This is a genomic window from Enterobacter sp. 22466, assembly GCF_052044775.1.
Taxonomy (GTDB): domain Bacteria; phylum Pseudomonadota; class Gammaproteobacteria; order Enterobacterales; family Enterobacteriaceae; genus Enterobacter; species Enterobacter dissolvens.
In genome coordinates this window covers 38,330-64,926 of the sequence record NZ_JBQENX010000011.1, presented here as the reverse complement: position 1 = coordinate 64,926, position 26,597 = coordinate 38,330, and the positions used below count along the sequence as shown (strand labels likewise).

General features: G+C 58.2%; 24 protein-coding genes and 1 pseudogene. 19 read left to right on the top strand and 6 right to left on the bottom strand.

Annotated features, from left to right (window positions below):
- Nucleotides 1-80 precede the first annotated feature (80 nt).
- From ACTJJI_RS22665 to metK, 3 genes are all read right to left on the bottom strand, one after another.
- Complete coding sequence (locus tag ACTJJI_RS22665; protein WP_003860035.1) at nt 81-578, bottom strand: SprT family zinc-dependent metalloprotease; 498 nt, start codon at nt 576-578, stop codon at nt 81-83.
- 73 nt (nt 579-651) lie between these two features.
- A complete protein-coding gene (galP, locus tag ACTJJI_RS22660; protein WP_014833219.1) occupies nt 652-2,049 on the bottom strand; it encodes a galactose/proton symporter in 1,398 nt (465 codons plus the stop codon).
- A 350-nt stretch (nt 2,050-2,399) separates the two neighbouring features.
- Nucleotides 2,400-3,554 (bottom strand): methionine adenosyltransferase, encoded by a 1,155-nt coding sequence (gene metK, locus ACTJJI_RS22655; RefSeq protein ID WP_013098658.1) that lies wholly within the window; start codon nt 3,552-3,554, stop codon nt 2,400-2,402.
- A gap of 424 nt (nt 3,555-3,978) precedes the next feature.
- Between metK and ACTJJI_RS22650 the strand changes: the two genes are divergently transcribed.
- The 4 genes from ACTJJI_RS22650 (at nt 3,979) to speB (ending at nt 7,464) form a co-directional block, all read left to right on the top strand.
- Nucleotides 3,979-4,122 carry a hypothetical protein gene (locus tag ACTJJI_RS22650; protein ID WP_418250466.1) on the top strand — a complete coding sequence of 48 codons (144 nt, stop codon included), beginning with the start codon at nt 3,979-3,981 and terminating at the stop codon, nt 4,120-4,122.
- Nucleotides 4,123-4,216: 94 nt separating this feature from the next.
- Complete coding sequence (gene yqgB, locus ACTJJI_RS22645; protein ID WP_139795425.1) at nt 4,217-4,348, top strand: acid stress response protein YqgB; 132 nt, start codon at nt 4,217-4,219, stop codon at nt 4,346-4,348.
- A gap of 8 nt (nt 4,349-4,356) precedes the next feature.
- Nucleotides 4,357-6,333, top strand: coding sequence for a biosynthetic arginine decarboxylase (speA, locus tag ACTJJI_RS22640; protein WP_014833212.1), 1,977 nt, complete (start codon nt 4,357-4,359; stop codon nt 6,331-6,333).
- Between the two features lie 210 nt (nt 6,334-6,543).
- Nucleotides 6,544-7,464, top strand: a complete 921-nt coding sequence (gene speB, locus ACTJJI_RS22635; protein WP_002434404.1) for an agmatinase — start codon at nt 6,544-6,546, stop codon at nt 7,462-7,464.
- Between the two features lie 3 nt (nt 7,465-7,467).
- Here the strand turns inward: speB and ACTJJI_RS22630 are convergent, their stop codons facing one another.
- Entirely contained in the window at nt 7,468-8,679 is a 1,212-nt protein-coding gene (locus tag ACTJJI_RS22630; protein WP_440655613.1) for an MFS transporter, read from the bottom strand.
- A gap of 414 nt (nt 8,680-9,093) precedes the next feature.
- On the opposite strand from ACTJJI_RS22630, the gene ACTJJI_RS22625 reads away from it, so the two are divergent.
- From ACTJJI_RS22625 to ACTJJI_RS22560, 14 genes and pseudogenes are all read left to right on the top strand, one after another.
- Nucleotides 9,094-9,417, top strand: coding sequence for a Rieske (2Fe-2S) protein (locus ACTJJI_RS22625; protein WP_013098654.1), 324 nt, complete (start codon nt 9,094-9,096; stop codon nt 9,415-9,417).
- Nucleotides 9,414-9,722, top strand: coding sequence for a recombinase-like helix-turn-helix domain-containing protein (locus ACTJJI_RS22620; RefSeq protein ID WP_083020677.1), 309 nt, complete (start codon nt 9,414-9,416; stop codon nt 9,720-9,722). Before ACTJJI_RS22625 ends, ACTJJI_RS22620 begins: the two co-directional genes overlap by 4 nt.
- A gap of 10 nt (nt 9,723-9,732) precedes the next feature.
- Nucleotides 9,733-10,755 (top strand): aromatic ring-hydroxylating oxygenase subunit alpha, encoded by a 1,023-nt coding sequence (locus ACTJJI_RS22615; protein WP_094915967.1) that lies wholly within the window; start codon nt 9,733-9,735, stop codon nt 10,753-10,755.
- Nucleotides 10,755-11,504 (top strand): SDR family oxidoreductase, encoded by a 750-nt coding sequence (locus ACTJJI_RS22610; RefSeq protein WP_342902075.1) that lies wholly within the window; start codon nt 10,755-10,757, stop codon nt 11,502-11,504. The genes ACTJJI_RS22615 and ACTJJI_RS22610 overlap by 1 nt, the downstream gene beginning before the upstream one ends.
- Nucleotides 11,505-11,516: 12 nt before the next feature.
- Nucleotides 11,517-12,305: an IclR family transcriptional regulator gene (locus ACTJJI_RS22605; protein ID WP_038983568.1), complete on the top strand. Its 789-nt coding sequence runs from the start codon at nt 11,517-11,519 to the stop codon at nt 12,303-12,305.
- A 78-nt stretch (nt 12,306-12,383) separates the two neighbouring features.
- Entirely contained in the window at nt 12,384-13,310 is a 927-nt protein-coding gene (locus ACTJJI_RS22600) for a VOC family protein (RefSeq protein WP_014833207.1), read from the top strand.
- Nucleotides 13,307-14,494, top strand: a complete 1,188-nt coding sequence (locus ACTJJI_RS22595; protein ID WP_440655609.1) for an NAD(P)/FAD-dependent oxidoreductase — start codon at nt 13,307-13,309, stop codon at nt 14,492-14,494. Before ACTJJI_RS22600 ends, ACTJJI_RS22595 begins: the two co-directional genes overlap by 4 nt.
- Before the next feature lie 25 nt (nt 14,495-14,519).
- Nucleotides 14,520-15,776 carry an MFS transporter gene (locus tag ACTJJI_RS22590; RefSeq protein ID WP_063426892.1) on the top strand — a complete coding sequence of 419 codons (1,257 nt, stop codon included), beginning with the start codon at nt 14,520-14,522 and terminating at the stop codon, nt 15,774-15,776.
- Nucleotides 15,777-15,786: 10 nt separating this feature from the next.
- On the top strand, nt 15,787-16,317 hold the full coding sequence (locus ACTJJI_RS22585) for a cupin domain-containing protein (protein WP_014833204.1): 531 nt from the start codon (nt 15,787-15,789) through the stop codon (nt 16,315-16,317).
- A gap of 9 nt (nt 16,318-16,326) precedes the next feature.
- Nucleotides 16,327-17,094, top strand: a pseudogene (locus ACTJJI_RS22580) (alpha/beta fold hydrolase); the annotation flags it as partial.
- Nucleotides 17,081-17,875: an SDR family oxidoreductase gene (locus tag ACTJJI_RS22575; protein WP_014833202.1), complete on the top strand. Its 795-nt coding sequence runs from the start codon at nt 17,081-17,083 to the stop codon at nt 17,873-17,875. The pseudogene ACTJJI_RS22580 and the gene ACTJJI_RS22575, both read left to right, overlap by 14 nt.
- A gap of 9 nt (nt 17,876-17,884) precedes the next feature.
- On the top strand, nt 17,885-18,655 hold the full coding sequence (locus ACTJJI_RS22570) for an aspartate dehydrogenase (RefSeq protein ID WP_046889554.1): 771 nt from the start codon (nt 17,885-17,887) through the stop codon (nt 18,653-18,655).
- Between the two features lie 9 nt (nt 18,656-18,664).
- Entirely contained in the window at nt 18,665-20,134 is a 1,470-nt protein-coding gene (locus ACTJJI_RS22565; RefSeq protein ID WP_440655605.1) for an aldehyde dehydrogenase, read from the top strand.
- A gap of 13 nt (nt 20,135-20,147) precedes the next feature.
- Nucleotides 20,148-21,788: a thiamine pyrophosphate-binding protein gene (locus ACTJJI_RS22560; RefSeq protein ID WP_440655603.1), complete on the top strand. Its 1,641-nt coding sequence runs from the start codon at nt 20,148-20,150 to the stop codon at nt 21,786-21,788.
- 91 nt (nt 21,789-21,879) lie between these two features.
- Here ACTJJI_RS22560 and ACTJJI_RS22555 read toward each other — a convergent pair whose 3' ends face one another.
- Both ACTJJI_RS22555 and ACTJJI_RS22550 read right to left on the bottom strand, forming a co-directional pair.
- On the bottom strand, nt 21,880-23,148 hold the full coding sequence (locus ACTJJI_RS22555) for an OprD family outer membrane porin (RefSeq protein ID WP_440655601.1): 1,269 nt from the start codon (nt 23,146-23,148) through the stop codon (nt 21,880-21,882).
- A gap of 210 nt (nt 23,149-23,358) precedes the next feature.
- On the bottom strand, nt 23,359-24,117 hold the full coding sequence (locus ACTJJI_RS22550) for a M48 family metallopeptidase (RefSeq protein ID WP_046889557.1): 759 nt from the start codon (nt 24,115-24,117) through the stop codon (nt 23,359-23,361).
- Nucleotides 24,118-24,389: 272 nt separating this feature from the next.
- Between ACTJJI_RS22550 and tkt the strand changes: the two genes are divergently transcribed.
- The gene (tkt, locus tag ACTJJI_RS22545; RefSeq protein WP_014833196.1) at nt 24,390-26,381 is read left to right on the top strand and encodes a transketolase; all 1,992 of its coding nucleotides are present in this window, start codon (nt 24,390-24,392) and stop codon (nt 26,379-26,381) included.
- The last annotated feature ends 216 nt before the right edge of the window (nt 26,382-26,597 follow it).

Sequence of the window (26,597 nt, the reverse complement as noted above, 5' to 3'; positions counted from 1 at the left end):
CAAAACGAGCCCGCAACGTAGCGAAAGTTGTTCCTGTATGCAATCAGCCAGATCAGGAAAGTTCCTGAAAGTTCAGTTGGTTATTCTGCGACCAGTGGCTCGCCGCACTTCACGCAGCGGTAGGTTGCCTCGCCGCGTACCACACGATTATGGCGGCGAACGGTGAGCTGATGCTGCTGGCACTGGCAGCGGTAGGGGAAGGTATTACGGCGTACCGACTCCAGTTCGAACTGATGAGTACGGCGTGCCGGAACGCCGAGCACCGCCTCCATCATCCATTTCCACTCTTTGCCGTGCGGAGCCACGCGGCCGAAGTGTTTCCATACCAGAAGGTGTGCCAGTTCGTGCGGCACCACTTCCTCAATAAACGCCTGCTGGTTTTCCATCATCAGTACCGGGTTCAGGCGGATCTCATAGGACTCCAGCCACGCGGTACCCGCCGCGGTTCCTCGCTGCTGGTAGACGAGTTTCGGTTCCGGATAATTACGGCCAAGCTTCAGGTTGGCCTGGGCGAGTTTTTCCCGCAGGCTGCGCATAACGGCTTGCTGAATGGCGATGGGGAGACGGGGTGCTTTCATGGGGCAGAGCATAAAGCGCGAAGCGGGGAGGCGCAAGAGGCGCCTCCCGCAAGAGGCGCCTCCCGCAAGAGGATTAGTCGTGTGCGCCGATTTCGCGCAGCGGACGACCTTTCATCAGGTTACGTTCAATGTGTTCCAGTGAAACGTGTTTGGTTTCAGGAACCAGCCAGACGGTGAGAACAATAAAGAACAGGTTCAGACCGGCGTAGACCCAGAAGGTGTTCGCATTGCCCAGCGTGTTGAGCATGGTCAGGAACGTGGCACCGACGATCATATTGGCAATCCAGTTGGTCGCGGTAGAGCAGGTGATACCGAAATCACGTCCTTTCAGCGGCTGGATTTCAGAGCACAGCACCCAAATCAGCGGACCGGCACTCATTGCAAACCCGACGATAAACATCAGCAGCATACCTACTGCCAGGTACTGCGCGGTTGGGGAGTGAATGCCCATGTGCATCATCGTACCGAGGATCCCCATACCGGCGGCCATCACCAGGAAGCCAAGGGTCAGCGTTGGCTTACGTCCCCAGCGGTCGACCAGACCGATGGCGATGAAGGTCGCCAGCACGTTGGTCAGCCCCACGATCACGGTGCCCCACATCTGCTCGGTGGTATTGGTATACCCCGCCAGCTCAAAGATTTTTGGCGCGTAATACATGATGACGTTCATCCCGGTGAACTGTTGCATCACCTGCAGCAGCACGCCGAGGAAGACCGCCCGACGGAAGTTGCTGTTCTCTTTGAACAGCGCCCAGCCAGACTGTTTCACCTTCAGGCTTTCGCGGATCTCTTCCAGCTCGTTTTTAGCTTCCGCACTGGTATCACGCAGACGCAGCAGCACGCGTTCGGCATCGACGAAACGGCGCTTGGCGGCAAACCAGCGCGGGCTGTCCGGCAGGAAGAAGACGCCAATCAGCAGCAGAATGGCCGGAATGATGATCACGCCCAGCATCCAGCGCCATGCGCCGCTGTAGCTAAAGGCGGTATCGGACAGGTAAGCGCCCAAAATCCCGATGGTGATCATCAGCTGGTACATCGAAATCATACTGCCGCGGATTTTCTCCGGCGCGATTTCTGACAGGTAAAGCGGCGCGGTATAAGACGCGACGCCTACGGCCAGCCCCAACAGCACACGGGACAGGATAAGCACTTCAACGTTAGGGGCGGCGGCAGAGAAGAGGGAACCGGCGACGAAGAGGATCGCGCCAATCATCAGGCTCTTTTTACGTCCCAGTTTGAAAGAGAGCCAGCCGCTGCCGACGGCCCCGACGGCCGCACCGAACATCATGGAGCTGACCACCCATTCCTGGGTATGTGCGTTAATCTGGAATTCGTCTGCGATAAAGGGAAGGGCGCCGGCAATCACGCCGATATCCAGGCCAAAGAGTAATCCTGCCAGGGCGGCAAGGAAGCAGACGAAGAATGTCATCGCCTTGTTGGACGTACGCCCCTGTTTATTATTGTCAGGCATTATGCCCTCCAGTTGGGTTATCAGTTTTATTGATGTTAAGGGTAGGTGAGCGACCCGTAAAAATATGTGAGATAAATCACATAGGTGTAATCGGTTACACCAGTGTGTAACTGTAAATATTAATAAAGCTTTGAAAATATAGAGGTAAATGAGGTGATGCGCATCGCGTTTGCATGAATTTCAGACTTAACTGAAAGGAAATGTAACAGCAGAAGAAAGCCGATCATGCAAAGAGATTTTTCTGAAAGCGGGGTATAGAGAGTGAGGTGTAAACGGTTCCAGGCATTGCCGCCACCCGACATAAAAAAGGCCAGCACAAAGGCTGGCCTGTTTAAGCTGCGGGTGGTCGATTACTTCAGACCGGCAGCTTCACGCAGCAGAGCGGCTTTGTCGGTTTTTTCCCATGGGAAATGTTCGCGACCAAAGTGACCGTATGCAGCGGTTTCTTTGTAGATTGGGTGCAGCAGATCCAGCATCTGAATCAGGCCGTATGGACGCAGGTCGAAGAACTCGCGCACCAGCAGGGTCAGCTGTTCTGAAGGCACTTTTTCAGTACCGAAGGTTTCAACCATGATGGAGGTGGGTTCCGCCACGCCGATTGCGTAGGAAACCTGGATCTCACAGCGGTCAGCCAGGCCTGCAGCAACAATGTTTTTCGCCACATAGCGTGCAGCGTAGGCAGCAGAACGGTCCACTTTTGATGGATCTTTACCGGAGAATGCACCGCCACCGTGACGTGCCATGCCGCCGTAGGTATCAACGATGATTTTACGACCGGTCAGACCGCAGTCACCCATTGGGCCGCCAATTACAAAGCGTCCGGTTGGGTTGATGAAGTATTTGGTTGCGCTGCTCAGCCATTCGGTTGGCAGAACAGGCTTGATGATCTCTTCCATCACTGCTTCCTGCAGGGATTTCTGATCGATATCTTCGGCATGCTGGGTAGACAGAACTACCGCGTCAATGCCGACGATTTTGCCGTCGTCGTACTGGAAGGTCACCTGGCTTTTCGCATCCGGGCGCAGCCATGGCAGCGTGCCGTTTTTACGCACTTCAGCCTGGCGCTGCACCAGACGGTGCGCGTAGGTCACCGGTGCTGGCATCAGCACGTCGGTTTCGTTGGTCGCATAACCGAACATCAGGCCCTGGTCGCCCGCGCCCTGTTCCAGCGGATCGGCACGGTCAACGCCCTGGTTGATGTCCGGAGACTGTTTGCCAATCGCGCTCAGGACCGCGCAGGAATTGGCATCAAAGCCCATATCAGAATGGACATAACCGATTTCACGTACCGTGTTACGGGTGATCTCTTCGATATCAACCCATGCGCTGGTGGTGATCTCACCGCCAACCAGAACCATGCCGGTTTTGACATAGGTTTCACACGCTACGCGCGCTTTCGGATCCTGAGTCAGGATCGCATCCAGCACCGCATCGGAGATTTGGTCAGCAATTTTATCAGGATGTCCTTCTGATACGGACTCGGACGTAAACAGGTGTTTTGCCATGTTTTATTTCACCTAAGAGGAATTTGGTTAGCTCAAGCTGCTGTGTGGAATAGCCAAAGGAGATAATTCTATCAAGGCCGCAGGTTTTTGACACTGGCAGTATGAGTGTTAATCAGTATAGATGGATTAACATCTGGATGGCTATTTTAGGTCACTTCTTCGCCCGATTTCCAGTTTTTTTTGACTAACCTCTCACTGCGTTGAAATGGCTGCTGGAAATTTTTCCTGACGGTACTGGCAACCCGCGCATTTTTGTTTTGCTTTTTAGCCCCCTTCTCGGTATAAAACGCGGCGCGCGGCTCATACACAAAAAGCGCTCGATGAACTCATCGTGTCGCCACTTCCAGCCGGGTTAAGCAGTGAACTTTTAGCTTTGGCTTGTGGTCCGTTTCAGCAGAGGCGGCCGTGGAGGTGATACGAGATAATGAACCATCGTTTTCCGCTAATTCAGCGCAGCCGTTCTGGCGCGCATTTGATTCCCGCAACCCGCATTTCTAGTCTGCAAACCTGCCGATGTTATACCCATCTCGGCGCTTCTCAGGATTCCAGGGCCGGTCACGCTTTGTGAAAACTGAACAAGGGCGCTCTTGTTAATACAAGAGTTTTCTCGTGGTTTCGCCGAACCTTGTCATACAGAGTTCGGATACGTGTTTTACAATGATATGAATAAGAAACCGGTCGCACGGTCTGGATTTCAGCATACTCTGCTGGGAAACAGAGCCGTTTATGGGTTGTTATCGCCGTACAACGCTGCGATAGTAGTCAACTGTTTTACACTTAATACAAAGAGTTGAGGTTCGCTATGTCTGACGACATGTCTTCTTTTTCGCCTTCGTCAGCGGGCGAACAGGGTGTACTACGTTCCATGCAGGAGGTTGCGATGAGCTCCCAGGAAGCCAGCAAGATGCTGCGCACATACAATATTGCCTGGTGGGGCAATAACTACTACGACGTCAACGAACTGGGCCACATCAGCGTCTGCCCGGATCCTGACGTCCCTGAAGCGCGCGTGGATCTCGCCAAACTGGTGAAAGCCCGTGAAGCGCAGGGCCAGCGTTTGCCTGCACTGTTCTGCTTCCCGCAGATCCTGCAACACCGTCTGCGTTCTATTAACGCCGCGTTCAAACGCGCGCGTGAATCTTACGGTTACAAAGGCGACTACTTCCTGGTTTACCCCATCAAGGTGAACCAGCACCGCCGCGTGATTGAATCCCTGATCCACTCCGGCGAACCGCTGGGCCTGGAAGCGGGTTCAAAAGCAGAACTGATGGCCGTGCTGGCGCATGCGGGCATGACCCGTTCAGTGATCGTCTGTAACGGCTATAAAGACCGTGAATACATTCGTCTGGCGCTGATTGGCGAAAAGATGGGCCATAAGGTCTATCTGGTTATCGAGAAGATGACGGAAATCGCCATCGTGCTGGAAGAAGCCGAGCGCCTGAACGTGGTGCCACGTCTTGGCGTGCGTGCGCGCCTGGCCTCGCAGGGGTCCGGTAAATGGCAGTCCTCCGGCGGCGAAAAATCCAAATTCGGCCTGGCGGCAAACCAGGTACTGCAGCTGGTGGAAATTCTGCGCGAGCGTGGTCGTCTGGACAGCATTCAGCTGCTGCACTTCCACCTCGGTTCGCAGATGGCTAACATTCGCGATATCGCCACCGGCGTGCGTGAGTCGGCACGTTTCTACGTTGAGCTGCACAAGCTCGGCGTCAATATTCAGTGCTTCGACGTGGGCGGTGGCCTGGGCGTGGATTACGAAGGTACCCGCTCGCAGTCCGACTGCTCCGTGAACTACGGCCTGAACGAATACGCGAACAACATTATCTGGGCGATTGGCGATGCCTGTGAAGAGCACGGCCTGCCGCACCCGACGGTGATCACCGAGTCTGGCCGCGCGGTGACCGCGCACCATACGGTGCTGGTCTCGAACATCATCGGCGTTGAGCGCAGCGAAATCACCGAAGCGACGCCACCGCAAGACGATGCCCCGCGTTCGCTGCAAAGCATGTGGGAAACCTGGCAGGAGATGCACGAGCCGGGCACGCGTCGTTCGCTGCGCGAATGGCTGCACGACAGCCAGATGGATCTGCATGATATCCACGTCGGCTACTCTTCAGGCACCTTTAGCCTGCAGGAGCGCGCGTGGGCGGAGCAGCTTTATCTGAACATGTGCCATGAAGTGCAGAAACAGCTGGACCCGAGCAACCGTGCGCACCGTCCGATTATCGACGAATTGCAGGAACGTATGGCGGATAAGATTTACGTCAACTTCTCGCTGTTCCAGTCGATGCCGGATGCCTGGGGTATCGATCAGCTGTTCCCGGTTCTGCCGCTGGAAGGGCTGAATCACGCCCCGGAGCGTCGTGCGGTGCTGCTGGACATCACCTGTGACTCCGACGGTGCTATCGACCATTATGTGGACGGCGACGGTATCGCCACCACCATGCCCATGCCGGAGTACGACCCTGAGAACCCGCCAATGCTGGGCTTCTTTATGGTCGGCGCGTATCAGGAGATCCTTGGCAACATGCACAACCTGTTCGGTGATACCGAAGCGGTTGACGTGTTTGTCTTCCCTGACGGCAGTGTAGAAGTGGAGCTGTCCGATGAAGGTGACACCGTGGCGGACATGCTGGAATACGTGCAGCTGGATCCGAAAACCCTGCTGACGCAATTCCGCGATCAGGTGAAAAACACCGGTCTGGATGATGCGCTGCAGCAGCAGTTCCTGGAAGAGTTTGAAGCGGGTCTGTACGGATACACCTACCTGGAAGACGAGTAGGTTGACCTCCCTCTCCCACAGGGAGAGGGTTAGGGTGAGGGGCAAAGGCCGCACAATGCCCTATACTCACTTGAACCCGTATGAATTACCGGCGATAATTCGCCCCAATAAGCGATTTACGAATCAATCCCTTCCTCGTCGGGTTTAACGACGCGGAGGGGATTTTTTTTCATCTGTTTTTAATGTATCGACTTTAAAAGAGGTCAGGACATGAGCACTTTAGGTCATCAGTACGACAACTCTCTGGTTTCTAACGCGTTTGGTTTTTTACGCCTTCCGATGAACTTCCAGCCGTACGACAGCGACGCAGACTGGGTGATCACCGGCGTGCCGTTTGATATGGCCACATCAGGCCGTGCGGGCGGTCGTCACGGCCCGGCGGCGATCCGTCAGGTTTCCACCAACCTGGCCTGGGAGCATAACCGCTTCCCGTGGAACTTCGACATGCGCGAACGCCTGAACGTGGTGGACTGCGGCGACCTGGTGTACGCCTTCGGTGACGCGCGTGAAATGAGCGAAAAGCTGCAGGCGCATGCCGAGAAACTGCTGGCTGCCGGTAAGCGCATGCTCTCTTTCGGTGGTGACCACTTCGTGACCCTGCCGCTGCTGCGCGCCCACGCGAAGCACTTCGGTAAAATGGCGCTGGTGCACTTCGATGCGCACACCGACACCTACGCGAACGGCTGCGAGTTCGACCACGGCACCATGTTCTACACCGCACCGAACGAAGGTCTGATCGATCCTAACCACTCCGTGCAGATCGGTATCCGTACTGAGTTTGACAAAGACAACGGCTTCACCGTGCTGGACGCGTGCCAGGTCAACGATCGCGGCGTGGATGACATCATCGCGCAGGTTAAGCAGATCGTCGGTGATATGCCGGTGTACCTGACCTTCGACATTGACTGTCTGGATCCGGCGTTTGCCCCGGGTACCGGTACGCCGGTGATCGGCGGGCTGACCTCAGACCGTGCCATCAAACTGGTGCGCGGCCTGAAGGATCTGAACATTGTCGGGATGGACGTGGTGGAAGTGGCGCCTGCCTATGACCAGTCCGAGATCACCGCGCTGGCCGCGGCGACCCTGGCACTGGAGATGCTCTATATCCAGGCCGCGAAAAAAGGCGAATAAGCCTTACGCGCTGAGTGCTGCTGCGCGACGCATGCGCAGCAGCAACATTCCCCCCGCCAGCAGGGTAATAATCTGCGACACCACCAGCACGGAAAAGCCAGAGCTGACCGACCCCACCGATCTCATCACCATTCCCATCAGCAGCGGAATAAAGGCGGCACAAATATTGCCGATCCCATTAATGATGCCGTACGCGCTCCCCACCGCCTCCCGCGCGGCGTGATGTTGGATCACCGCCGGAATGGCCGCGCCCTGAAGTCCCCAGAAGACGTTAGCCGACAGCATAAACAGCGCCAGCCAGGCAGGCTGATGGCTGAGCATCAGCGCGATCACGGATAACGCCGTCAGCGCCCCGCCCGCCACAAACAGCACCGGTGCCTGTTCCGGCCGCATTTTATCGAGCAGTACCCCGCCAAGGAATTTTGAGCCCAGGCTCAACAGGAAGGGGATGGCAGCGAGCATGCCCGTGGCGTGCAGCGAGAAGTGATGTTCGTCGCGTAGCCACGCCGGGAGCCAGGCGCTGCTCCCCCAGAGATAGCTCAGCGTGGCGATTTCAACCAGCAGGATCCAGCCCAACAGCGGGGTTTGCCACGCAAGCATCACTGTCTCTGCGAGCCCCCGTTTGTGCATTTTTACCGTACCGCGCGGTGCCGGCAGGAAACGCCAGATGAGGCCGCCGCCAAGGAGCAGGTTGATTGCCGCCAGCGCATAAAATGATCCGGCCCAGCCCAGATGGGCCATCAACCAGGTCACCAGCGGAAAGCCCACGGCCAGCCCGAGCGAGACGCCCAGCGCGGTCACGGCGTTGGGTTTGCCAATCTCTTCTGCACCAAAGTTATCGCTGATAAAGCGCGTTTTCAGTGAAAAGAGCGGCCCCTCCGCGACGCCCAGAATCATGCGTGCGATGAGCATTCCCATCAGCGAGCCGAGTAAGGGGGAAATGGCGCAGACCAGAGCCCAAATCGCAATGCTGCTTAATAATCCATGTCGATAATGCAGTTTGCTTTCGATAACCGGTGTTAATAATAAGGCCGAGAATCCATAACCCAGCAGAAAGCAGGTCATTAACATTCCCTGTAACATTCTGTTTTCATTTAACTGAAAATGTTCGGCAAATTCCGGGTTTAAAATCATCACCGAAATATTTACCCGGTCAACGTAGGAAATAATAATGAGAAATAACAGTGCAATTGTGCCTTGCCATCTTGCCGTCATATTGCCCGCCTTATGCGTTCGAGAATTTATATTTTTATCAATGTGATTGTCACGGAGCTAAAATGGTTCACCTGTGAAACTTATTGTTTTTAAAAGGTTGTTTGTAAATGTGTTTCACAGGTGAAACCTGTCGCTTTTTCTTTGCTTTATTTTTAAGGAAGAAAAAGAAAAGAAGTCAATATTTTTCATTTACTCTTTTAGCTCATCACTAAAACGTATTCTTTCACGCCTCAATAATGAAAATTTCATATCGCTGCATTTTTTCGTGATCCCTTGCACACTTAGCTTATTAATTGCCGATCAATTAACAAATTCGTCACATTTACGCTTGACGAAACATTCATCGCTTTTATATTGACCGTATTAAATAAGAAACAGAGTTTCATATATGAAACAAAAGCCTGGAGGATCGTGATGAGCTGGATAGGCGTATGTGACGCAGAACAAGTACAGGAAGATTTCCCTTTTAGCGGCAACGTAGAAGGTAAAGAGATCGGCGTTTATTTAATCGACGGCGAATATTACGCGCTGGAAGACGTATGCCCGCACGCCTATGCGCTGCTGAGTCAGGGCTTTGTCGAGGACGGCAAAGTGGAATGTCCGCTGCACGAGGCGGTGTTCGACGTCAAAACCGGCCAGTGCCTGCACGGCCCCGGCGGCCGAAACCTTAACCGCTACCCGGTTCGGGTCTTTGAAAATCAAATCCAGATTACTTTTGTCGAGGAGACCGTGGCATGAGCGACATCCTGAACTTCAACCCGGCGCTGCCCGAAAGCCGCCAGTTTACGCCCCCGGCAGAAGGCGGGAACGGCGCCATTCATAAACCGGGTGAGTATCAGAACCTGATCTGGCAGACCCGCAGCCGGGTGCCGGAAAACTGGGAAGTGAGCCTTATCGCCACGCTGGAAGATCTCTTTGAGCAGGGCGTTGAAACCTTGCCGGAGCTGGTCAACGGGCTGAACGCGGTGCGCATGCACGACCAGCAGGGCGAGCCGTGGAGCGACGCCAGCTTCCAGGCATTCTTACAGGTTAACGGCTACTGAGGACGACGCGATGACAACTACCGTACAAAACTATCTCGATAAAGGTCTGCGTGGCCTCTGGTATCCGGTGCTGGCAAGCTGGGAAGTGCAGTCTGCGCCCGTGGGCATTACTCGTCTGGGCGAACAGATTGTGGTCTGGCGCAACAAAGATGGTCAGGTGCAGGCGCTGGAAGACCGCTGTCCACACCGCGGCGCGCGTCTGTCGATGGGCTGGAATCTCGGCGACCGCATCGCCTGCTGGTATCACGGCGTGGAAGTGGCGGGCAACGGTGAAGTGAAAGACGTGCCCGCCGTGGACAAATGTCCGCTGGTCGGCCAGCAGTGCGTGCGCAGCTATCAGGTGCAGGAGGCGCACGGCGCCATCTTCCTGTGGTTTGGCGTCACTGCCGATCAGCAGCCGGACGAGCTGACCTTCCCGGATGAACTCGCTGACACGGAACATTTCAGCAACTTCCTCTGCACCGCAGCCTGGAAATGTAACTACCAGTACGCGCTGGAAAATGTGATGGATCCGATGCACGGCACCTATTTGCACTCCTCCTCGCACTCGATGGCGGAAGGGGATCGCAAGGCCGACATGGTCCTGCAGCCGACGAAGACCGGCTTTATCTTCGAGAAAAAAGGGCAGAGCGGCGTCAACTTCGACTGGGTGGAGCTGGGCAACAGCGGCACCTGCTGGATGCGACTCTCCATTCCGTACAAGAAGCGTTTTGGGCCGGGCGGTCACTTCTTCATCGTTGGCATGGTGGTGCCGGAAGATAACGACAACTGCCGCGTCTTCTTCTGGCGTATCCGCCGCGTGCAGGGCTGGCAGCGCGACATGTGGCGTTTTATGTACCGCAACCGCCTGGAAAAGCTGCACTGGGAGGTACTGGAGCAGGACCGCGTGGTGCTGGAAAGCCTGGCGCCCAACGCCCGCGACCACGAATACCTGTACCAGCACGATGTCGGCCTCTCGCGCCTGCGCCGCATGATGCAAAAGGCCGCTAAAGAACAACTGGCGATGCGTGACGCGCAGCAGGGAGCCGCCTGATGAATGCGCTGCTGAGCGGGAAACGCATCGTGGTGACCGGCGCCGCGCGCGGGCTGGGCTATCACTTCGCCAGCGCCTGCGCGGAGCAGGGTGCCGCGGTGGTGATGTGCGACATCCTCGAAGGTGAGCTGGCCGAAAGCGCACACGCTCTGCGGGCACAGGGTTTTACGATCGAATCGCACGTTATCGATCTCGCCGATCCGGCCTCCATTGAGCAGGTGTTCAACGCGATTGGCGAGCAGGGGCAGATTGATGGGCTGGTGAATAACGCGGCGATGGCGACCGGCGTGGGCGGCAAAAATCTGCTCGATTACGACCCGGATCTGTGGGACCGGGTAATGCGCGTGAACGTCAAAGGCACCTGGCTGGTGACGCGGGCCGCGGTACCCCTTCTGCGCGAGGGGGCAGGGATAGTGAACGTGGCGTCCGACACTGCCCTGTGGGGTGCGCCGCGCCTGATGGCCTACGTCGCCAGCAAAGGGGCCGTGATTGCCATGACCCGCTCAATGGCGCGCGAGCTTGGTGAAAAGCGTATTCGTATTAACGCCATCGCGCCGGGACTGACCCGGGTTGAGGCCACCGAATATGTGCCCGCCGAGCGGCATCAGCTCTACGAAAACGGCCGGGCGTTAACGGGGGCACAGCAGCCGGAAGATGTCACCGGCAGCGTGGTCTGGCTGTTAAGCGATCTGTCGCGGTTTATCACCGGGCAGCTGATCCCGGTCAACGGCGGTTTTGTCTTTAACTAAGGTAGGGCGATGATGGCAAACGATCAGGAAGTGAAGTATCTGGTACCGGGGCTGGAGCGTGGCCTGCAGCTGCTGTTGGCCTTTGGCGAGCAGCATCGCGAACTGACCTTTGCCGAGCTGCACCGGCTGGTGGATATGCCGAAGGCCACCGCCTACCGTGTGGTGCAGACCCTGGAATATATGGGCTTTCTGGAGCGCAACACCCGTACCAATACCTTCTCGCTCGGCATGAACGTGCTGCGTCTGGGTTTTGAGTACATCGCCTCGCTGGATGTGGCGCAGGTGGGTCAGCCGGTGATTGAACAACTGCGCGACGTAAGCCAGTGCAGCAGCCATCTGGCGATCCGCGACGGGCGCGACATCATCTACATCGCCCGCGTCAGCGCCGCCGGGTCACGCATCAACCAGGTCAGCATTGGTACCCGTTTGCCGGTGCACTGCACCTCGCTTGGCCGCATGCTGTTGACCGATATTTCCCGCGCCGATTTCGAACAGCTGTTCCCGCACGAGCGCCTGCCGGGCAACACACCGGGTCAGCTTCACGACCGTGAAGCCCTGTGGCAGATGGTGCAGCAGGATAAAGCCCGCGGATACGTGATCGGTGAATCCTTCTTCCGCCACGGTATCTCCTCCATCGTTTATCCGGTGTTTGACCGAAGCCATCGCGTGGCGGCGGTGGTGAGCATTCTGGTGCCGTCGGAAGAGATCCCACAAGCCGACCGCGAGCGACTGCAAAACGAGGTTCGTCTGGCGGCGGACAAAATTTCTGGCTTCTTAGGGTATTTATCACAGGCCAGTTAAATCAGTGAGTTAACGTCAGGCGCTTTGCTGCGTCGGGCATGTTTTACGCCCAATTTGGGCCAGATGAGGCAACGAACGATGAGTGTAACCGGAATTGAAAAGCTGGAATTTGGCGTTGAAGACCTGACGCACTGCGCCAAATTTATGCGTGATTTTGGCCTGACGGGCGATGCCAGCGGCCAGCGTTTTACCACCCTGAGCGGCGCGCGCGTGGAGCTTAACCCGATCGACAGCCCCGACCTGCCCCCGGCGTTTGAAGCGGGCAACACCCTTCGCCGCATGACATGGGCGGTTGCCGCACAGTCAGATCTGGATGCGCTGCGCCCGAAGCTTGCGCAGCAGCCCGGCTTTCGCGAAGTGGGTGACGCCCTGGAGTGTCTTGACCCGAACGGCATGACGCTGCGTGTGCAGGTCAGCCAGCAGACCGAAGTGGAGCTAAACGTTGAGCCGATCAACCAGTGGGGCGACGCTCGACGTATCGACACCCCCAGCCCGGTTTACGATCGCGCCCAGCCCATTAACGTGGGGCACGTGGTGTTCTTCGTGGAGGAGCTCGCGGCGGTGGAGAAATTCTACCGCGAGGTGCTCGGCTTCCAGGTCTCTGACCGCTACATCAACCGCGCCGTATTCCTGCGCTGCGGCGTGCGCGGCGGCCATCACAACCTGTTCCTGCTGCAGCTGCCGAACCGTAAGCGCGGCCTGAACCACGTGGCCTTTACCGTGCGCGATATTCACGAAGTGATCGGCGGCGGGATTGCGATGAACAAAAACGCCTGGAGCACATTTATCGGACCCGGCCGCCATCCGGTGTCGTCAGCCTACTTCTGGTACGTCAACAGCCCGACCGGCGGGGCGTTCGAGTATTACACCAATGACGACTACCTGACGGAAAACTGGCAGCCGCGCGAGCTGGAGCACTCGCTGGTCTCCTTTACCGAGTGGGCGGTGGAAGGCGGTATCGACCACGATACACGCCGCCAGCAGAAAAAACCGGAGGCGGTATGACGTCGCGCATTGTCATTATTGGTGGCGGTCAGGCGGGGGGCTGGGCGGCGAAAACCCTGCGCGATGAGGGCTTTGACGGTGAGATCTGCGTGGTGGCGGAAGAGGCGTGGGATTTCTATGAACGTCCGCCGCTGTCGAAAGCGGCTCTGCTGGAGACGGACGCGACGCTTCCGCGACTCTTTACTGAAGAGGCTCAGCAGGCGCTGAATCTGACCTGGTACCGTCCGCTGCGCGCGGAGCAGATTGACCGCAAGGCGAAAACGGTGCGTTTGAGCAACGGCGAGCATCTTAGTTACAACATACTTTTAATTGCCACCGGAGGGCGGGCGCGCCTGCCGGGCGAGGCATGGTCTGTGCATCCGCAGGTCTACACCCTCCGCCACTGGCAGGACGCGCAGCGCCTGAAACGTCGGCTGGCGGAAAGCCAAACCCTGGCGATTGTGGGCGGTGGCTGGATAGGCCTGGAGATTGCCGCTTCTGCGCGCAAAAGCGGCGTGGCGGTCACCCTGTTCGAGCAGCAGCCCGCGCTGTGCATGCGCTCGGTGAGCGGCGAGGTATCGCAGCGCTTAGAGGCCCTTCACCGCGAGCAGGGCGTGGATATCCGTACCGGCAGCGGCGCGCTGGAGCTGGAAGACGACGGCGGCCTGCCGGTCATTCACTGTGACGGCAAACGTGAAACCGTTGATGCGGTGGTGGTAGGGATCGGCGTCGATCTCAATCTGGAGCTGGCGCGCGACGCGGGGCTGCAAACCGAACGCGGGATCGTGGTGGATGCGCAGGGCCGCACGTCGGATCCGTCCATCTTCGCTGCCGGGGATGTGGCACAGCATCATCATTACGGCCTGTGCATTCAGTCCTGGGCCTTCGCCCAGAATCAGGCGGTGGCGGCGGCAAAAGCGATGCTTAACCCCGATGCGGCAGGCTATGACGACGCGCCGTGGCTGTGGTCGGATCAATACCAGCACAATATTCAGATCCTCGGCATTCCGCAGCCGGGCAGCCGCACCATAGTGCGTGAAGACGCGCTGTACTTCTCGCTGGACGAAAACGGGCGCCTGACGCAGCTGGTGGCGTTCAACGATGCGCGCACCGTCAAGCTGGCGAAACGCTGGATGGCGGCCGGGCGGGATTTATCAGACGTGCCGCTCGCCGACCCGACTTTTTCACTGATGTCATTGCGATAGCTAACCCGCACCCGTAGGGGGAGACATGACCACATTAGAGACCAACACCGCGCCCGTTGAGGCGAGCGGTGAGGGGACCCGCACGCCTGAAAAAGCGGTGCGCTGGGCCATCCCGCTGTCGCTGCTGGCCTGCGTGCTGCTGGCGTTTTTCGACAAAATCAGCATTGCGGCGCTGTTTTCTGACAGCCATTTTCAGCAGGCGATGGGCATCGATTTTGACACCACGCGCCTCGGCATTCTGATGAGCGCCTTCCTGCTGAGCTACGGCTTTTCATCGGTCTTTCTCAGTGGGCTGGGGGACAAAATCGCCCCGCTGCGCCTGCTCACCGGGATGATGGTGGTGTGGTGTGTACTGATGGTGGCGATGGGCTTTACCCATAACTACACGCTGATGATCGTGCTGCGCATTCTGTTGGGCGTGGCGGAGGGGCCGCTGTTTCCGCTGGCCTTCGCCATTGTGCGCCACAACTTCCCGCAGCATCTTCAGGCGCGCGCCACCATGCTGTGGCTGCTGGGCACGCCGGTGGGGGCGGCGATTGGCTTCCCGCTCTCCCTCTGGCTGCTGAACACCTTCGGCTGGCAGAGCACCTTTTTCGTGATGGCGATGCTGACCGTACCGGTGCTGATCTTTGTGCGCGTGGGTCTGCGCGGGATCCGTCTGGAGGCGAAGAGCGGTACGTCACAGACCTCCCGGGACGAACGGCGTGCTGCACGGCGCGAGCTGTTTGTCAGCCCGCACTTCTGGATCATCTGCATCTTTAACATCGCTTTCCTGACCTACCTGTGGGGCATCAACGGCTGGCTGCCGGGCTATCTGATCAAAGGCAAAGGGATCCATCTTGAGCACGCGGGCTGGCTGTCGTCGATGCCGTTCATCGCCATGCTGGCGGGGGAAGTGATTGGCGCGTGGCTCTCTGACCGGGTCGATAAGCGTGCGGCGGCCTGCTTTATCTCCATGGCGGGGGCCGCTGTCGGGCTCACGGCCGTAATGCACCTCGACACCCCGCTGACCATCATTGCGGCGATGAGCTTCAGCACATTCATGTGGGGCACCGGGGCACCCAACATTTTCGCCCTGCTGGCAAAGGCCACCCATCCACGGGTGAGCGCCACGGCGGGCGGCATTTTCAACGGGCTGGGAAACTTTGCGGGCGCGCTGTCGCCGGCGGTGATGGGCGCGCTTATCGCCTTCACCCACAGCATGGATTCCGGGCTGATTTTTCTGGCGGTGATGGCGGCGGTGGGCTGCGTCCTGTTACTGCCGCTGCTGAGACGTTACTGAGGAGAGTGTCATGACTGATTCAACCGTAACCAATACATCTGGTATCAAACCTGACCACCTGACGATGGAAGAGTGGGTCGAGTCGCGTATTGCGCGCTTTGAGGGTCGCAAATACGACTGGAACGCGCTGAAGTTCCAGGCCGATTTTGACCCGAAATACCGCCGCGCGCAGATGCGCTATATCGGCACCGGCGCCACGGGTGTGGCGAGCGACACCAACACCGTGCAGGCGGACCATTTTACCTTCTCCACCATGGTGCTGCCGTCGAAGTGCGAAGGACCGTTGCACCTGCACGACGATGTGGAAGAGGTGTTCTTCATGCTCAAAGGGCAGATCACGCTGATGATCCAGGACGGCGATAACTACACCGAAACCGTGCTGCGCGAGCGCGACCTGATCTCCGTGCCGCCGGGGATCTATCGCGGGCTGTTTAACCACGGCGAAGAAGAGGCGCTGATGTGCGTCATGCTGGGCACCAACAAGCCGGAAATTCCGACCTACCCGGCGGACCATCCTCTCTCGAAAGTGAAGCGGAACTAAGGGGGCATGATGACGGGTTTTCGTGAACAGGGAAGCGGCGTTCCGCTGATGCTGCTGCACGGGATCAGCTCTGGTGCAGCCTCCTGGCACAAGCAGATGGCGCTGAACGGTTTTCGCGTGCTGGCGTGGGACATGCCCGGTTATGGCGAAAGCCCGATGCTAGCCGCGGAACGGGCGAACGCGGGGGATTACGCCGACGCGCTGGCGGCGATGCTTGATCGGGCTGGCGTCTGGCAGACGGTGCTGGTGGGCCATTCACTCGGGGCACTGGTTGCCAGCGCCTTTGCGGCGAAATATCCGGATCGTGTGCTGCATCTGGTGCTGGCGGACGCCGCGCAGGGTTACGGCCAGGCCGCGCCGGAGCAGCGCGAGCAGGTCTGGCGCAGCCGCGAGCAGCAGATGGCCCTCGGCGGTGAAATCCTCGCGCAGACCCGCGCCGCAAAACTGCTGCGTCCCGGCGCGCGTGAAGCGGATATCGCCACTGTGGCAGCAGGCATGCGCAGGCTTCGCCCCGAGGGCTACCTCGCCGCCGCGTGGATGCTGGCGCACGACGATATTCATGGCTGGCTGAAGCGCTATTCCGGCAACTTTGAAGTGTGGTGCGGCGAGCAGGATGCGATCACGCAACCCGAGCTGGTGCAGGGGCTGGCGCTGCGCTACGGCATGCCGTTTATCGCCATTGCCCAGGCCGGTCACGCCAGCTATCTCGATAACGATGCGTTTTTTAACCAACAGCTTTTACGTATTAACGAAGAGGTGCGCGATGAATGCACAAATCGACGGACGCGTAGCGGTCGTCACCGGCGGTTCTTCTGGTATTGGCTTCGAAACGCTGCGCCTGTTGCTGGGCGAGGGGGCAAAAGTGGCCTTCTGTGGCCGCGATCCGGATCGCCTCGCCAGCGCCCATGCCGCGCTGCATAACGAATACCCCGACGGGGAGGTTTTCTCTTATCGCTGTGACGTACTGAACGCTGACGAGATGCAGGCCTTCGCGGCTGCCGTTCAGGCGCGCTTTGGTGCTGTGGACATGCTGATCAATAACGCCGGGCAGGGATACGTGGCGCACTTCCATGACACCCCGCGCGAGGCGTGGCTGCATGAAGCCGAACTCAAACTGTTTGGCGTGATCAACCCGGTGCAGGCGTTTCAGCCTTTGCTGGAGCAGTCCGACATCGCTTCCATCACCTGCGTGAACTCCCTGCTGGCGCTTCAGCCGGAGGAGCACATGATTGCCACCTCTGCCGCCCGCGCGGCGCTGTTGAACATGACGCTGACGCTCTCAAAAGAGCTGGTGGGTAAAGGCATTCGCGTGAATTCGATATTGCTTGGCATGGTCGAATCCGGACAGTGGCAGCGTCGCTTTGAAAACCGGACAGACAAAAGCCAGAGCTGGCCGGAGTGGACGGCGGAGATCGCCCGCAAACGCGGTATTCCGATGGCGCGCCTCGGCAAGCCGCAGGAGCCCGCGCAGGCGCTACTGTTTCTCGCCTCACCGCTGGCCTCGTTTACCACCGGTGCGGCGCTGGACGTTTCCGGCGGCTTTTGCCGACATCTGTAAGGACACATCATGAAAAAGGTTATGTTGATTGGTTTTGGCGCCATGGCGCAGGCGGTGATTGAGCGCCTGCCCGCTGGCGTGGCTATCGGCTGGATTGTGGCGCGCGAGGCCCATCATGCGGCGATTCACGCGCAGTTTGGTGATGCGGTAGTGGCGTTGACCTCACCGCTGCAATGCGCGCAAACGCCCGACCTGGTGCTCGAGTGCGCCAGCCAGCAGGCGGTGGCGCAGTACGGCGAGGACATTTTACGTCGTGGCTGGCATCTGGCGGTTATTTCGACCGGCGCACTGGCGGACAGCGCGCTCGAACAGCGCCTGCTCAACGCGGGCGGCAGGCTGACGCTGCTCTCCGGGGCGGTGGCCGGCATTGACGGGCTGGCGGCGGCGAAAGAGGGCGGGCTGGCGCGCGTGACCTACCAGTCGCGTAAAAGCCCGGCCAGCTGGCGCGGCAGCTATGCCGAGCAGCTTATCGATCTGAATTCGGTGGCTGTTGCGCAGGTCTTTTTTGAAGGCAGCGCCCGCGAGGCGGCGCGTCTGTTCCCGGCCAACGCCAACGTGGCGGCCACCGTGGCGCTCGGCGGCGTGGGAATGGACGACACGCGCGTACAGCTGATGGTCGACCCGTCAACGAAACGTAACACCCACACGCTGCACGTGGAGGGCGCGTTTGGTGAATTCCATCTGGAGCTAAGCGGCCTGCCGCTTGCCTCTAACCCGAAAACCTCCACCCTGGCGGCACTCAGCGCGGTACGCGCCTGCCGCGAGCTGGCCCTGAGCTGAGGAGTGACGATGGACGATCTGAAGATATTTATCGGCGGCCACTGGCGACACGGCAGCGGCAACCCGATGCAGAGCCAGTTTCCGGCTGACGGGTCGATCAACGCGACGTTGAATGCGGCAAGTCTGGACGACCTGCAGGACGCGATCGAGGCCGGTGAGCGCGCGTGGCGAGATCCCGCCTGGCGCCACAGTCTGCCGCATATACGGGCTAAGATCCTGCACAAGGTGGCGGAGCTCATTGAATCCCGCGTCGACGATCTGGCGCAGATGCAGAGCCGCGATAACGGCAAGCCGCTGGCGGAGGCGCGCGGGCTGGTGATGAGCGCGGCGGGCACGGCGCGCTACTTCGCCGCCGCCTGCGAGCTGCTGGAAGGGGAACTGCCGACGCCGCGCCAGCCGGATTTACTGACCCTGAGCCGCTATGAGCCGCTCGGCGTGGTGGCGGCCATCACGCCGTGGAACTCGCCGATTGCCAGCGAGATGCAGAAAGTCGCGCCGGCTATTGCCGCGGGTAACGCGGTGATCCTCAAGCCCGCCGAAGCCACGCCGCTGATGGCGCTGGAGCTGGCGCGGATATTTGAACAGGCCGGGCTGCCCGCCGGGCTGCTGAGTGTGCTGCCGGGCAAAGGCTCGGTGATTGGCGATGTGCTGGCACGCCACCCTAAGGTACGCAAAATTTCCTTTACCGGCGGCACCACCACGGGCCGTCACTTGGCGCACGTGGCGGCGGAAAAACTGATCCCGGCATCGCTGGAACTGGGCGGAAAATCGCCGACTATCGTGCTGGAGGATGCGGATATCGAGCAGGCCGCGCGCGGGATCTGCTACGGCATTTTCAGCTCGGCGGGACAGGCGTGCATCGCGGGGTCGCGGCTGTTCATCCATGAGAGCCTTTACGCGCCGCTGATGGCGCGGCTGCTGGAGTTAACCCGCGGTCTGCGCGTCGGACACCCGTTCGCGCCGGGTACCCACGTTGGGCCGCTGATCAGCGCCAGCCATCGTCAGAGCGTGCTGGCTTACGTTGAGCTGGCGAAGCGTGAAGGGGGCCGCGTGCTGTGCGGCGGGGAGATCCCGGCCGATCCTAATCTTGCAAACGGCAGCTTCTTCCTGCCCACGATTATCGAAGGGCTGAACAACAGCGCCCGCACCTGCCAGGAGGAGATCTTCGGCCCGGTGCTGGTGGCGATGCCGTTTCGCGATGAAGCCACGCTTATCCGCGAGGCCAACGACTCGGTTTACGGCCTGGCCGCCGGGATCTGGACGCGCGATACCGGGCGCGCGCTGCGCTTAAGCGAGCAGCTTGAGGCGGGCACGGTGTGGATCAACACCTACAAAGTGTTTGCGATTTCGACCCCATTCGGGGGCTTTAAAGAGAGCGGTCTGGGCCGCGAAAAGGGCATTCAGGGGCTGAAAGCCTGGATGCAGCAAAAGAGCATTTATCTGGCGACGGGTAACAGCGTCAACCACTGGTGCGACTGAGAAAGGGTGAGCAATGAGCGAAATGATAACCGTCGGCGACGCCATCGCCAGAACGCTGGAGCAGTATCAGGTAGAGGCCATCTACGGCGTCATCTCCATTCACAACCTGCCCATCGCGGATGCGGTAGGACAGCGCGGTAACATCCGCTTTGTACCGGCACGCGGTGAAGCCGGTTCCGTCACCATGGCCGATGCCCACGGGCGCTTTTCCGGCCTCGGCGTGGCGCTGACCAGCACCGGCGCGGGTGCGGGTAACGCCGTAGGCGCGCTGGTGGAAGCGATGAACGCCTGCACGCCGCTGCTGCACTTAACCGGGCAGGTAGAAAAAGCCTGGCTGGATGCCGACACCGGATTTATCCATGAAACCCGCGACCAGCTGACCTTCCTGAAGGCCAGCTCAAAACGGGCGTATCGCATCAGCAATGCCAGTCAGGCGATAGCGATTCTGCATAAAGCTATTCAGGACGCGCAGACGCCGCCGTGCGGGCCGGTCTCCGTGGAGATCCCGATTGATATTCAGGGGGCGAAAATTCCGCTGTCGCTGGTGACCGCACCGGTGAAACCGGCGCCGGGTGTGAGCGTTGATGCGACCGTTATCGATACGCTGTGGGCGCAGCTCAAGCAGGCAAAACAGCCGCTGCTGTGGCTGGGTGGCGGGGCGCTGGGCAGCGCTGAGGCGGTGAAAAAGCTGGCGGATGCGGGTATCACCGTGATCTCCAGTACTCACGCGCGCGGCGTGCTGCCGGACAGCCATCGCGCCAGCCTGCGGGCGTTCCACAACTCGCCATCGGTCGAGGCGCTCATTTCGCAGTGTGACTTTACGCTGATCGCCGGTTCACGTCTGCGCAGCAATGAGACCCGTTCATGGACGCTCGAGCTGCCTTCTCCGCGGGTGCAGATTGATATCGACCCGGCGGCGGCCAGCCGTAACTATCTGATGGATAACACGCTGGTAGCCGACTGCTCCGCGTTGCTGAACGCGCTGGCTGAAAAAGCACAGGGGCGTGAATGGGGGAATGCTCAGTGGGATGGTCTGGTTCAGGAGGCGGTGACACAGGCCGAACGTGGGCTGCGTGAACAGTGCGGCGCCTATGCGCAACTCAACGATGCCATAGAGAAAGCGCTACCTGAAGATGGACTGCTGGTGCGCGATATTACCGTTTCCGGCAGCCTCTGGGGCAGCCGACTGTTCCGCGCCAGGGGGCCGCTGATGAATATCCACTCTCTGGCCGGGGCAATTGGCATGGGCCTGCCGATGGCGATCGGCACCGCGATTGCCAACCCACAGCGTAAAGTGGTGGGGCTGGTGGGGGACGGTGGTCTGAGCCTGAATCTGGGCGAACTGGCGACGCTGGCGCAGGAGAAGGCCAACGTGACGTTGCTGATCATGAATGACGGCGGCTACGGCGTCATGCGCGGTATACAGGACAAGTATTTCGGTGGCCGTCAGTATTACAACGAACTGCATACGCCGGACTTTACCCTGCTGTCACAGGCGATTGGCCTGCAGGCATGGAGCATGGAGCGGGCAGAGGATTTTGATGCGGTGATGACGGAAGCGCTGTCGATGCCGGGACCGTCGGTAGTGGAAGTGCGGATGGGACAAATTGGCGCGCTGAAGTTTGCCGGGCCGCCGCAGAAGACGCTTTACTAGCTGTTTTTCCCTCACCCTGGCTCTCTCCCAAAGGAAGAGGGTGATCATATTCCCTCTCCCTTTGGGAGAGGGTTAGGGTGAGGGGATAAACTCAGAACACGTTAAACGGGTATTCCACGTAAGCGCGGATCTCATCCCCGCCCACGTTATAGTCGCTGGCGTTGCTGGAGACGCGCAGTACGGAATAGCGCAGTTTCAGCTTCAGATCTTTCGCCGGGCCGTCCTGCACCTGATACTGGATCTGGTTAAACCATTCATGCTCTTTGCCGTTACTGGTTTCAGCGGTTTTAATGTTGTCGCCACGCACGTAGGCGGTGGTCCAGGTCAGGCCTGGCAAGCCGAGACCGCCAAAGTCCAGCCCGTAAGACGCCTGCCATGAACGTTCGTCTTCACCGTTAAAATCAGACCAGTAGGAGTTCGCCAGCCAGATGGTGTTGCCGCCGTCACCTACACCGCCCTGGTCACGGTAGCCACCATAGTTGTAGCCGGTGCTGCCGCTGCTCTGCTGGTACGCCACTTTAAAGGTATGGATATCCCAGATGTAGCTCGCTGCCAGGCTCCAGATGGTGTTGCTGCGGCCCGTATTGAGGCTGTCAGCGTAACCCTGGTCCAGACGTGAGTTGTAGCCGTTAAAATCGAGTACCAGCTGTTGTCCGGAGCTGAACGGCTGTTTGAAATTCATGCCCAGATATTGCTTGTTCATCACCTCTTCGTTATGGGAGGCGTACAGCGCGCCGCTGAACTGGTCATTGAACTGGTAGCTCGCGCCGCCGAAGGTGAGGCTTTTCAGACCGCTGTCGTGGCGATCGTCACTTTTACGCTGCTCGTCGGTGAAGTAACCGGCGTTGATTTCAAGACCGTCGATCTCTTTCGAGGTCAGCAGGGTGCCGGTGTAGCTTTCAAACAGCAGGCGTGAGCTGTCGGCGGTAATGATTGGCAGCTCGGGACGTTGATTACCGTAACTGAGTACGGTATTCGAGATGCGCATTTTGGCGGTCGCGCCAAATTTCGCCAGATCGGATTTTGCGCGTCCATCGTCTTCCTGTTTAAAGAAGTCAATGCCGCCCGCGCCGCTCTTGCCGCGCCCGCCGTCCAGACGCACACCATACTGCGCAATGCCGTCCACCCCAAAGCCAACCACTCCTTCGGTATAGCCGGATTCAAAGGTGGCGATGATACCCTGGCCCCATTCTGCTTTATCCTGCTGGCCCTGGTGATAATCACGGCTGATATACGCATTGCGTAAAAACAGATCTAAATGGCTGTCATTAATAAAACCCTGGCTGTCTGATTGTTGGCTCGCAACGGCAGGGAATGTGGCGAATAAGCCTAATGCAATTAACGATAATTCTTTTTTCACGGAGGGAACGTCTCTGTCTTAATATATTAATTTGAATTACTGCGGATTCGATAATTACCCGAAAAGTAACCGATTGCAATAATTATGTGACCAGACATTTCAATGGTGAAGGGCAGGTGTTACGGGCTTTCTGTGGGTGTTACCGATATGTGCGGTTAAGTTAGCAATTCATGCGAAATAAAAAGGAGGCAAATTTGCCTCCTTCCAAAATTATTTAATTCCGTCTGCGGCCATACGGTCGCGAATATGTTGTGCACGCGCTTCTGAGGCCGGGTGATCGTCAAACATGGAACTTTGACGTCCGGCTTCCAGTTTGGCCAGCTTTTCAAAACTGGTGGCTAAGCCTGCTGGATTAATACCGCGTTTGCGCAACAGATCGTAGGAGTAGTCATCCGCTTCGGACTCCTGACGCTGAGAGAACTGCGAGTTGACCAGCTTTTCACCCACATCGCCAAGCTGTGACTGGGACAGGCTGCCCACAATACCGCCCGCCGAGGCCGCCGCTGCGCGCAGGGCGTTGGTGCCTAAGGCGACCTGCATCCCTTTCTTCACGTGGCCGAGGGCAACGTGGCCCATCTCATGGCCGATCACCGCTTCCACTTCGTTATCGGTCATCATGTCCATTAACCCGCTGTAGACGCGGATACAGCCGTTCGCCATGGCAAAGGCGTTCACGTCTTTTGCGACGTAGACTTTGTAGTTCACCGGCTGACCGTTGATGTTATCGCCAAGCGCAGAGGCAATTTTATTCAGACGCTGCGTGTAGGGACTGTTGGCCGGGGCAATTGTAGCCTTTCCATCCATATCTTTACAGGCCTGGTCGCTCAGCGCTTTAACCTGCGCGTCGCTCAGGGAATAGGCCTGAAAGGCTTCTGCGCCTGAGGACATCAGGCCGTTAGAATCCATACTCTGACAACCGCTCAGCAGGAACGTTGTACCCAGGGCCAGCACTAATGCACGCATTTTCATGAGATTGCTTCCGTACTCGTTAATCTGAATAAAATCCGAAAAGTACACCGACAGCGAAGCCGGGGTCGGGCTAAGTATAAGGAATATCGACGGGCCCGGGCGAGCAGATTGCGCAACATGCGAGCATGATCCAGAGATTTCTTAAGCGGCAAAAGAATGCTCCATGTACATGGCATGCCGCTTGGGTTACATTGTTGGCACTTTTTTCCGGCGTAGCCCAAAACGCGCTGTCGTCAAGGGCATGGCCTTTAACAGTCCGATCTGGAGTTAAAATGTCCTCACGTAAAGAGCTTGCTAATGCTATTCGTGCGCTGAGCATGGACGCAGTACAGAAAGCCAAATCCGGCCACCCAGGGGCCCCTATGGGTATGGCTGATATCGCCGAAGTCCTGTGGCGTGATTTCCTGAACCACAACCCGCAGAACCCGGCATGGGCTGACCGCGACCGTTTTGTGCTGTCTAACGGCCACGGCTCAATGCTGATCTATAGCCTGCTGCACCTCACTGGCTACGATCTGCCAATCGAAGAGCTGAAAAACTTCCGTCAACTGCATTCCAAAACTCCAGGTCACCCGGAAGTGGGTTACACCGCGGGTGTTGAAACCACGACTGGCCCACTGGGTCAGGGCATTGCGAACGCGGTGGGTATGGCGATTGCTGAGAAGACCCTGGCGGCACAGTTCAACCGTCCTGGCCACGACATCGTTGACCACTTCACCTACGCGTTCATGGGCGACGGTTGCATGATGGAAGGCATTTCTCATGAAGTGTGCTCTCTGGCAGGTACCCTGAAGCTGGGCAAACTGGTGGCGTTCTATGACGACAACGGTATCTCCATCGACGGTCATGTTGAAGGCTGGTTCACTGATGACACTGCGGCACGTTTCGAAGCCTACGGCTGGCACGTTGTGCGTGGTGTTGATGGTCATAATGCTGACTCGATTAAACGTGCAATTGAAGAAGCGCGTGCGGTAACGGACAAACCATCCCTGCTGATGTGTAAAACCATCATCGGTTTCGGTTCACCGAACAAAGCGGGCACCCACGATTCTCACGGTGCGCCACTGGGCGACGCGGAAATCGCACTGACGCGTGAAGCGCTGGGCTGGAAATACCCTGCTTTCGAAATTCCATCTGATATTTATGCTCAGTGGGATGCCAAAGAGGCGGGTCAGGCGAAAGAAGCCGCCTGGAACGAGAAGTTCGCGGCTTACGCTAAAGCCTTCCCACAGGAAGCGGCTGAATTCACCCGTCGTATGAAAGGTGAAATGCCGTCTGACTTCGACGCGAAAGCGAACGAGTTCATCGCTAAGCTGCAGGCGAACCCATCTAAAATCGCCAGCCGTAAAGCGTCTCAGAATGCGATCGAAGCGTTCGGTCCGCTGCTTCCGGAATTCCTGGGTGGCTCTGCTGACCTGGCCCCGTCTAACCTGACCCTGTGGTCTGGCTCTAAGCCAATCAACGAAGATACAGCCGGTAACTACATCCATTATGGTGTACGTGAATTCGGTATGACCGCTATCGCGAACGGTATCTCCCTGCACGGTGGTTTCCTGCCGTACACCTCTACCTTCCTGATGTTCGTGGAATATGCACGTAACGCCGTGCGTATGGCTGCGCTGATGAAACAGCGTCAGGTGATGGTTTATACCCACGACTCCATTGGTCTGGGCGAAGATGGTCCAACTCACCAGCCGGTAGAGCAGGTCGCTTCCCTGCGTGTCACCCCGAACATGAGCACATGGCGTCCATGTGACCAGGTGGAATCTGCAGTGGCATGGAAATACGGCGTTGAGCGTCAGGACGGTCCAACCGCGCTGATCCTCTCCCGTCAGAACCTGGCACAGCAGGATCGTACCGAAGAGCAGCTGGCGAACATCGCGCGCGGTGGCTACGTGCTGAAGGATTGCGCGGGTCAGCCAGAGCTGATCTTCATCGCAACCGGTTCTGAAGTTGAGCTGGCTGTTGCAGCCTGGGACAAACTGACTGCCGAAGGCGTTAAAGCGCGCGTGGTTTCCATGCCGTCTACCGATGCGTTCGACAAGCAGGATGCTGCTTACCGTGAATCCGTACTGCCTAAAGCCGTTTCCGCACGCGTGGCGGTTGAAGCGGGTATCGCTGACTACTGGTTCAAATACGTGGGTCTGAACGGCGCTATCGTCGGTATGACCACCTTCGGTGAATCTGCTCCGGCAGAGCAGCTGTTCGAAGAGTTCGGCTTCACCGTTGAGAACGTGGTCGCTAAGGCGAAAGAACTGCTGTAATTGCCGTTTTGCCCGGTGAAGCTTACGCTTACCGGGCCTACATATGGCACAAAATATAGGCCGGGTAAGCGTAAGCGTCACCCGGCTTTTTTGTAGGCACTATTCCTCAGACATGTAACTGCTCTGTAAATTATTCCATCCAAAATGTGACGCAAGTCATATAGCTCGCTTATTCATCTGGACAGACATTCCTTTTATTCCCCGATTCGCTTATTC

Coding starts and splice junctions, on each gene's coding strand:
- ACTJJI_RS22665 (WP_003860035.1), bottom strand. CDS start 578: ATGAAAGCACCCCGTCTCCCCATCGCCATTCAGCAAGCCGTTATGCGC.
- galP (WP_014833219.1), bottom strand. CDS start 2,049: ATGCCTGACAATAATAAACAGGGGCGTACGTCCAACAAGGCGATGACA.
- metK (WP_013098658.1), bottom strand. CDS start 3,554: ATGGCAAAACACCTGTTTACGTCCGAGTCCGTATCAGAAGGACATCCT.
- ACTJJI_RS22650 (WP_418250466.1), top strand. CDS start 3,979: ATGAACCATCGTTTTCCGCTAATTCAGCGCAGCCGTTCTGGCGCGCAT.
- yqgB (WP_139795425.1), top strand. CDS start 4,217: ATGAATAAGAAACCGGTCGCACGGTCTGGATTTCAGCATACTCTGCTG.
- speA (WP_014833212.1), top strand. CDS start 4,357: ATGTCTGACGACATGTCTTCTTTTTCGCCTTCGTCAGCGGGCGAACAG.
- speB (WP_002434404.1), top strand. CDS start 6,544: ATGAGCACTTTAGGTCATCAGTACGACAACTCTCTGGTTTCTAACGCG.
- ACTJJI_RS22630 (WP_440655613.1), bottom strand. CDS start 8,679: ATGACGGCAAGATGGCAAGGCACAATTGCACTGTTATTTCTCATTATT.
- ACTJJI_RS22625 (WP_013098654.1), top strand. CDS start 9,094: ATGAGCTGGATAGGCGTATGTGACGCAGAACAAGTACAGGAAGATTTC.
- ACTJJI_RS22620 (WP_083020677.1), top strand. CDS start 9,414: ATGAGCGACATCCTGAACTTCAACCCGGCGCTGCCCGAAAGCCGCCAG.
- ACTJJI_RS22615 (WP_094915967.1), top strand. CDS start 9,733: ATGACAACTACCGTACAAAACTATCTCGATAAAGGTCTGCGTGGCCTC.
- ACTJJI_RS22610 (WP_342902075.1), top strand. CDS start 10,755: ATGAATGCGCTGCTGAGCGGGAAACGCATCGTGGTGACCGGCGCCGCG.
- ACTJJI_RS22605 (WP_038983568.1), top strand. CDS start 11,517: ATGGCAAACGATCAGGAAGTGAAGTATCTGGTACCGGGGCTGGAGCGT.
- ACTJJI_RS22600 (WP_014833207.1), top strand. CDS start 12,384: ATGAGTGTAACCGGAATTGAAAAGCTGGAATTTGGCGTTGAAGACCTG.
- ACTJJI_RS22595 (WP_440655609.1), top strand. CDS start 13,307: ATGACGTCGCGCATTGTCATTATTGGTGGCGGTCAGGCGGGGGGCTGG.
- ACTJJI_RS22590 (WP_063426892.1), top strand. CDS start 14,520: ATGACCACATTAGAGACCAACACCGCGCCCGTTGAGGCGAGCGGTGAG.
- ACTJJI_RS22585 (WP_014833204.1), top strand. CDS start 15,787: ATGACTGATTCAACCGTAACCAATACATCTGGTATCAAACCTGACCAC.
- ACTJJI_RS22575 (WP_014833202.1), top strand. CDS start 17,081: ATGAATGCACAAATCGACGGACGCGTAGCGGTCGTCACCGGCGGTTCT.
- ACTJJI_RS22570 (WP_046889554.1), top strand. CDS start 17,885: ATGAAAAAGGTTATGTTGATTGGTTTTGGCGCCATGGCGCAGGCGGTG.
- ACTJJI_RS22565 (WP_440655605.1), top strand. CDS start 18,665: ATGGACGATCTGAAGATATTTATCGGCGGCCACTGGCGACACGGCAGC.
- ACTJJI_RS22560 (WP_440655603.1), top strand. CDS start 20,148: ATGAGCGAAATGATAACCGTCGGCGACGCCATCGCCAGAACGCTGGAG.
- ACTJJI_RS22550 (WP_046889557.1), bottom strand. CDS start 24,117: ATGAAAATGCGTGCATTAGTGCTGGCCCTGGGTACAACGTTCCTGCTG.
- tkt (WP_014833196.1), top strand. CDS start 24,390: ATGTCCTCACGTAAAGAGCTTGCTAATGCTATTCGTGCGCTGAGCATG.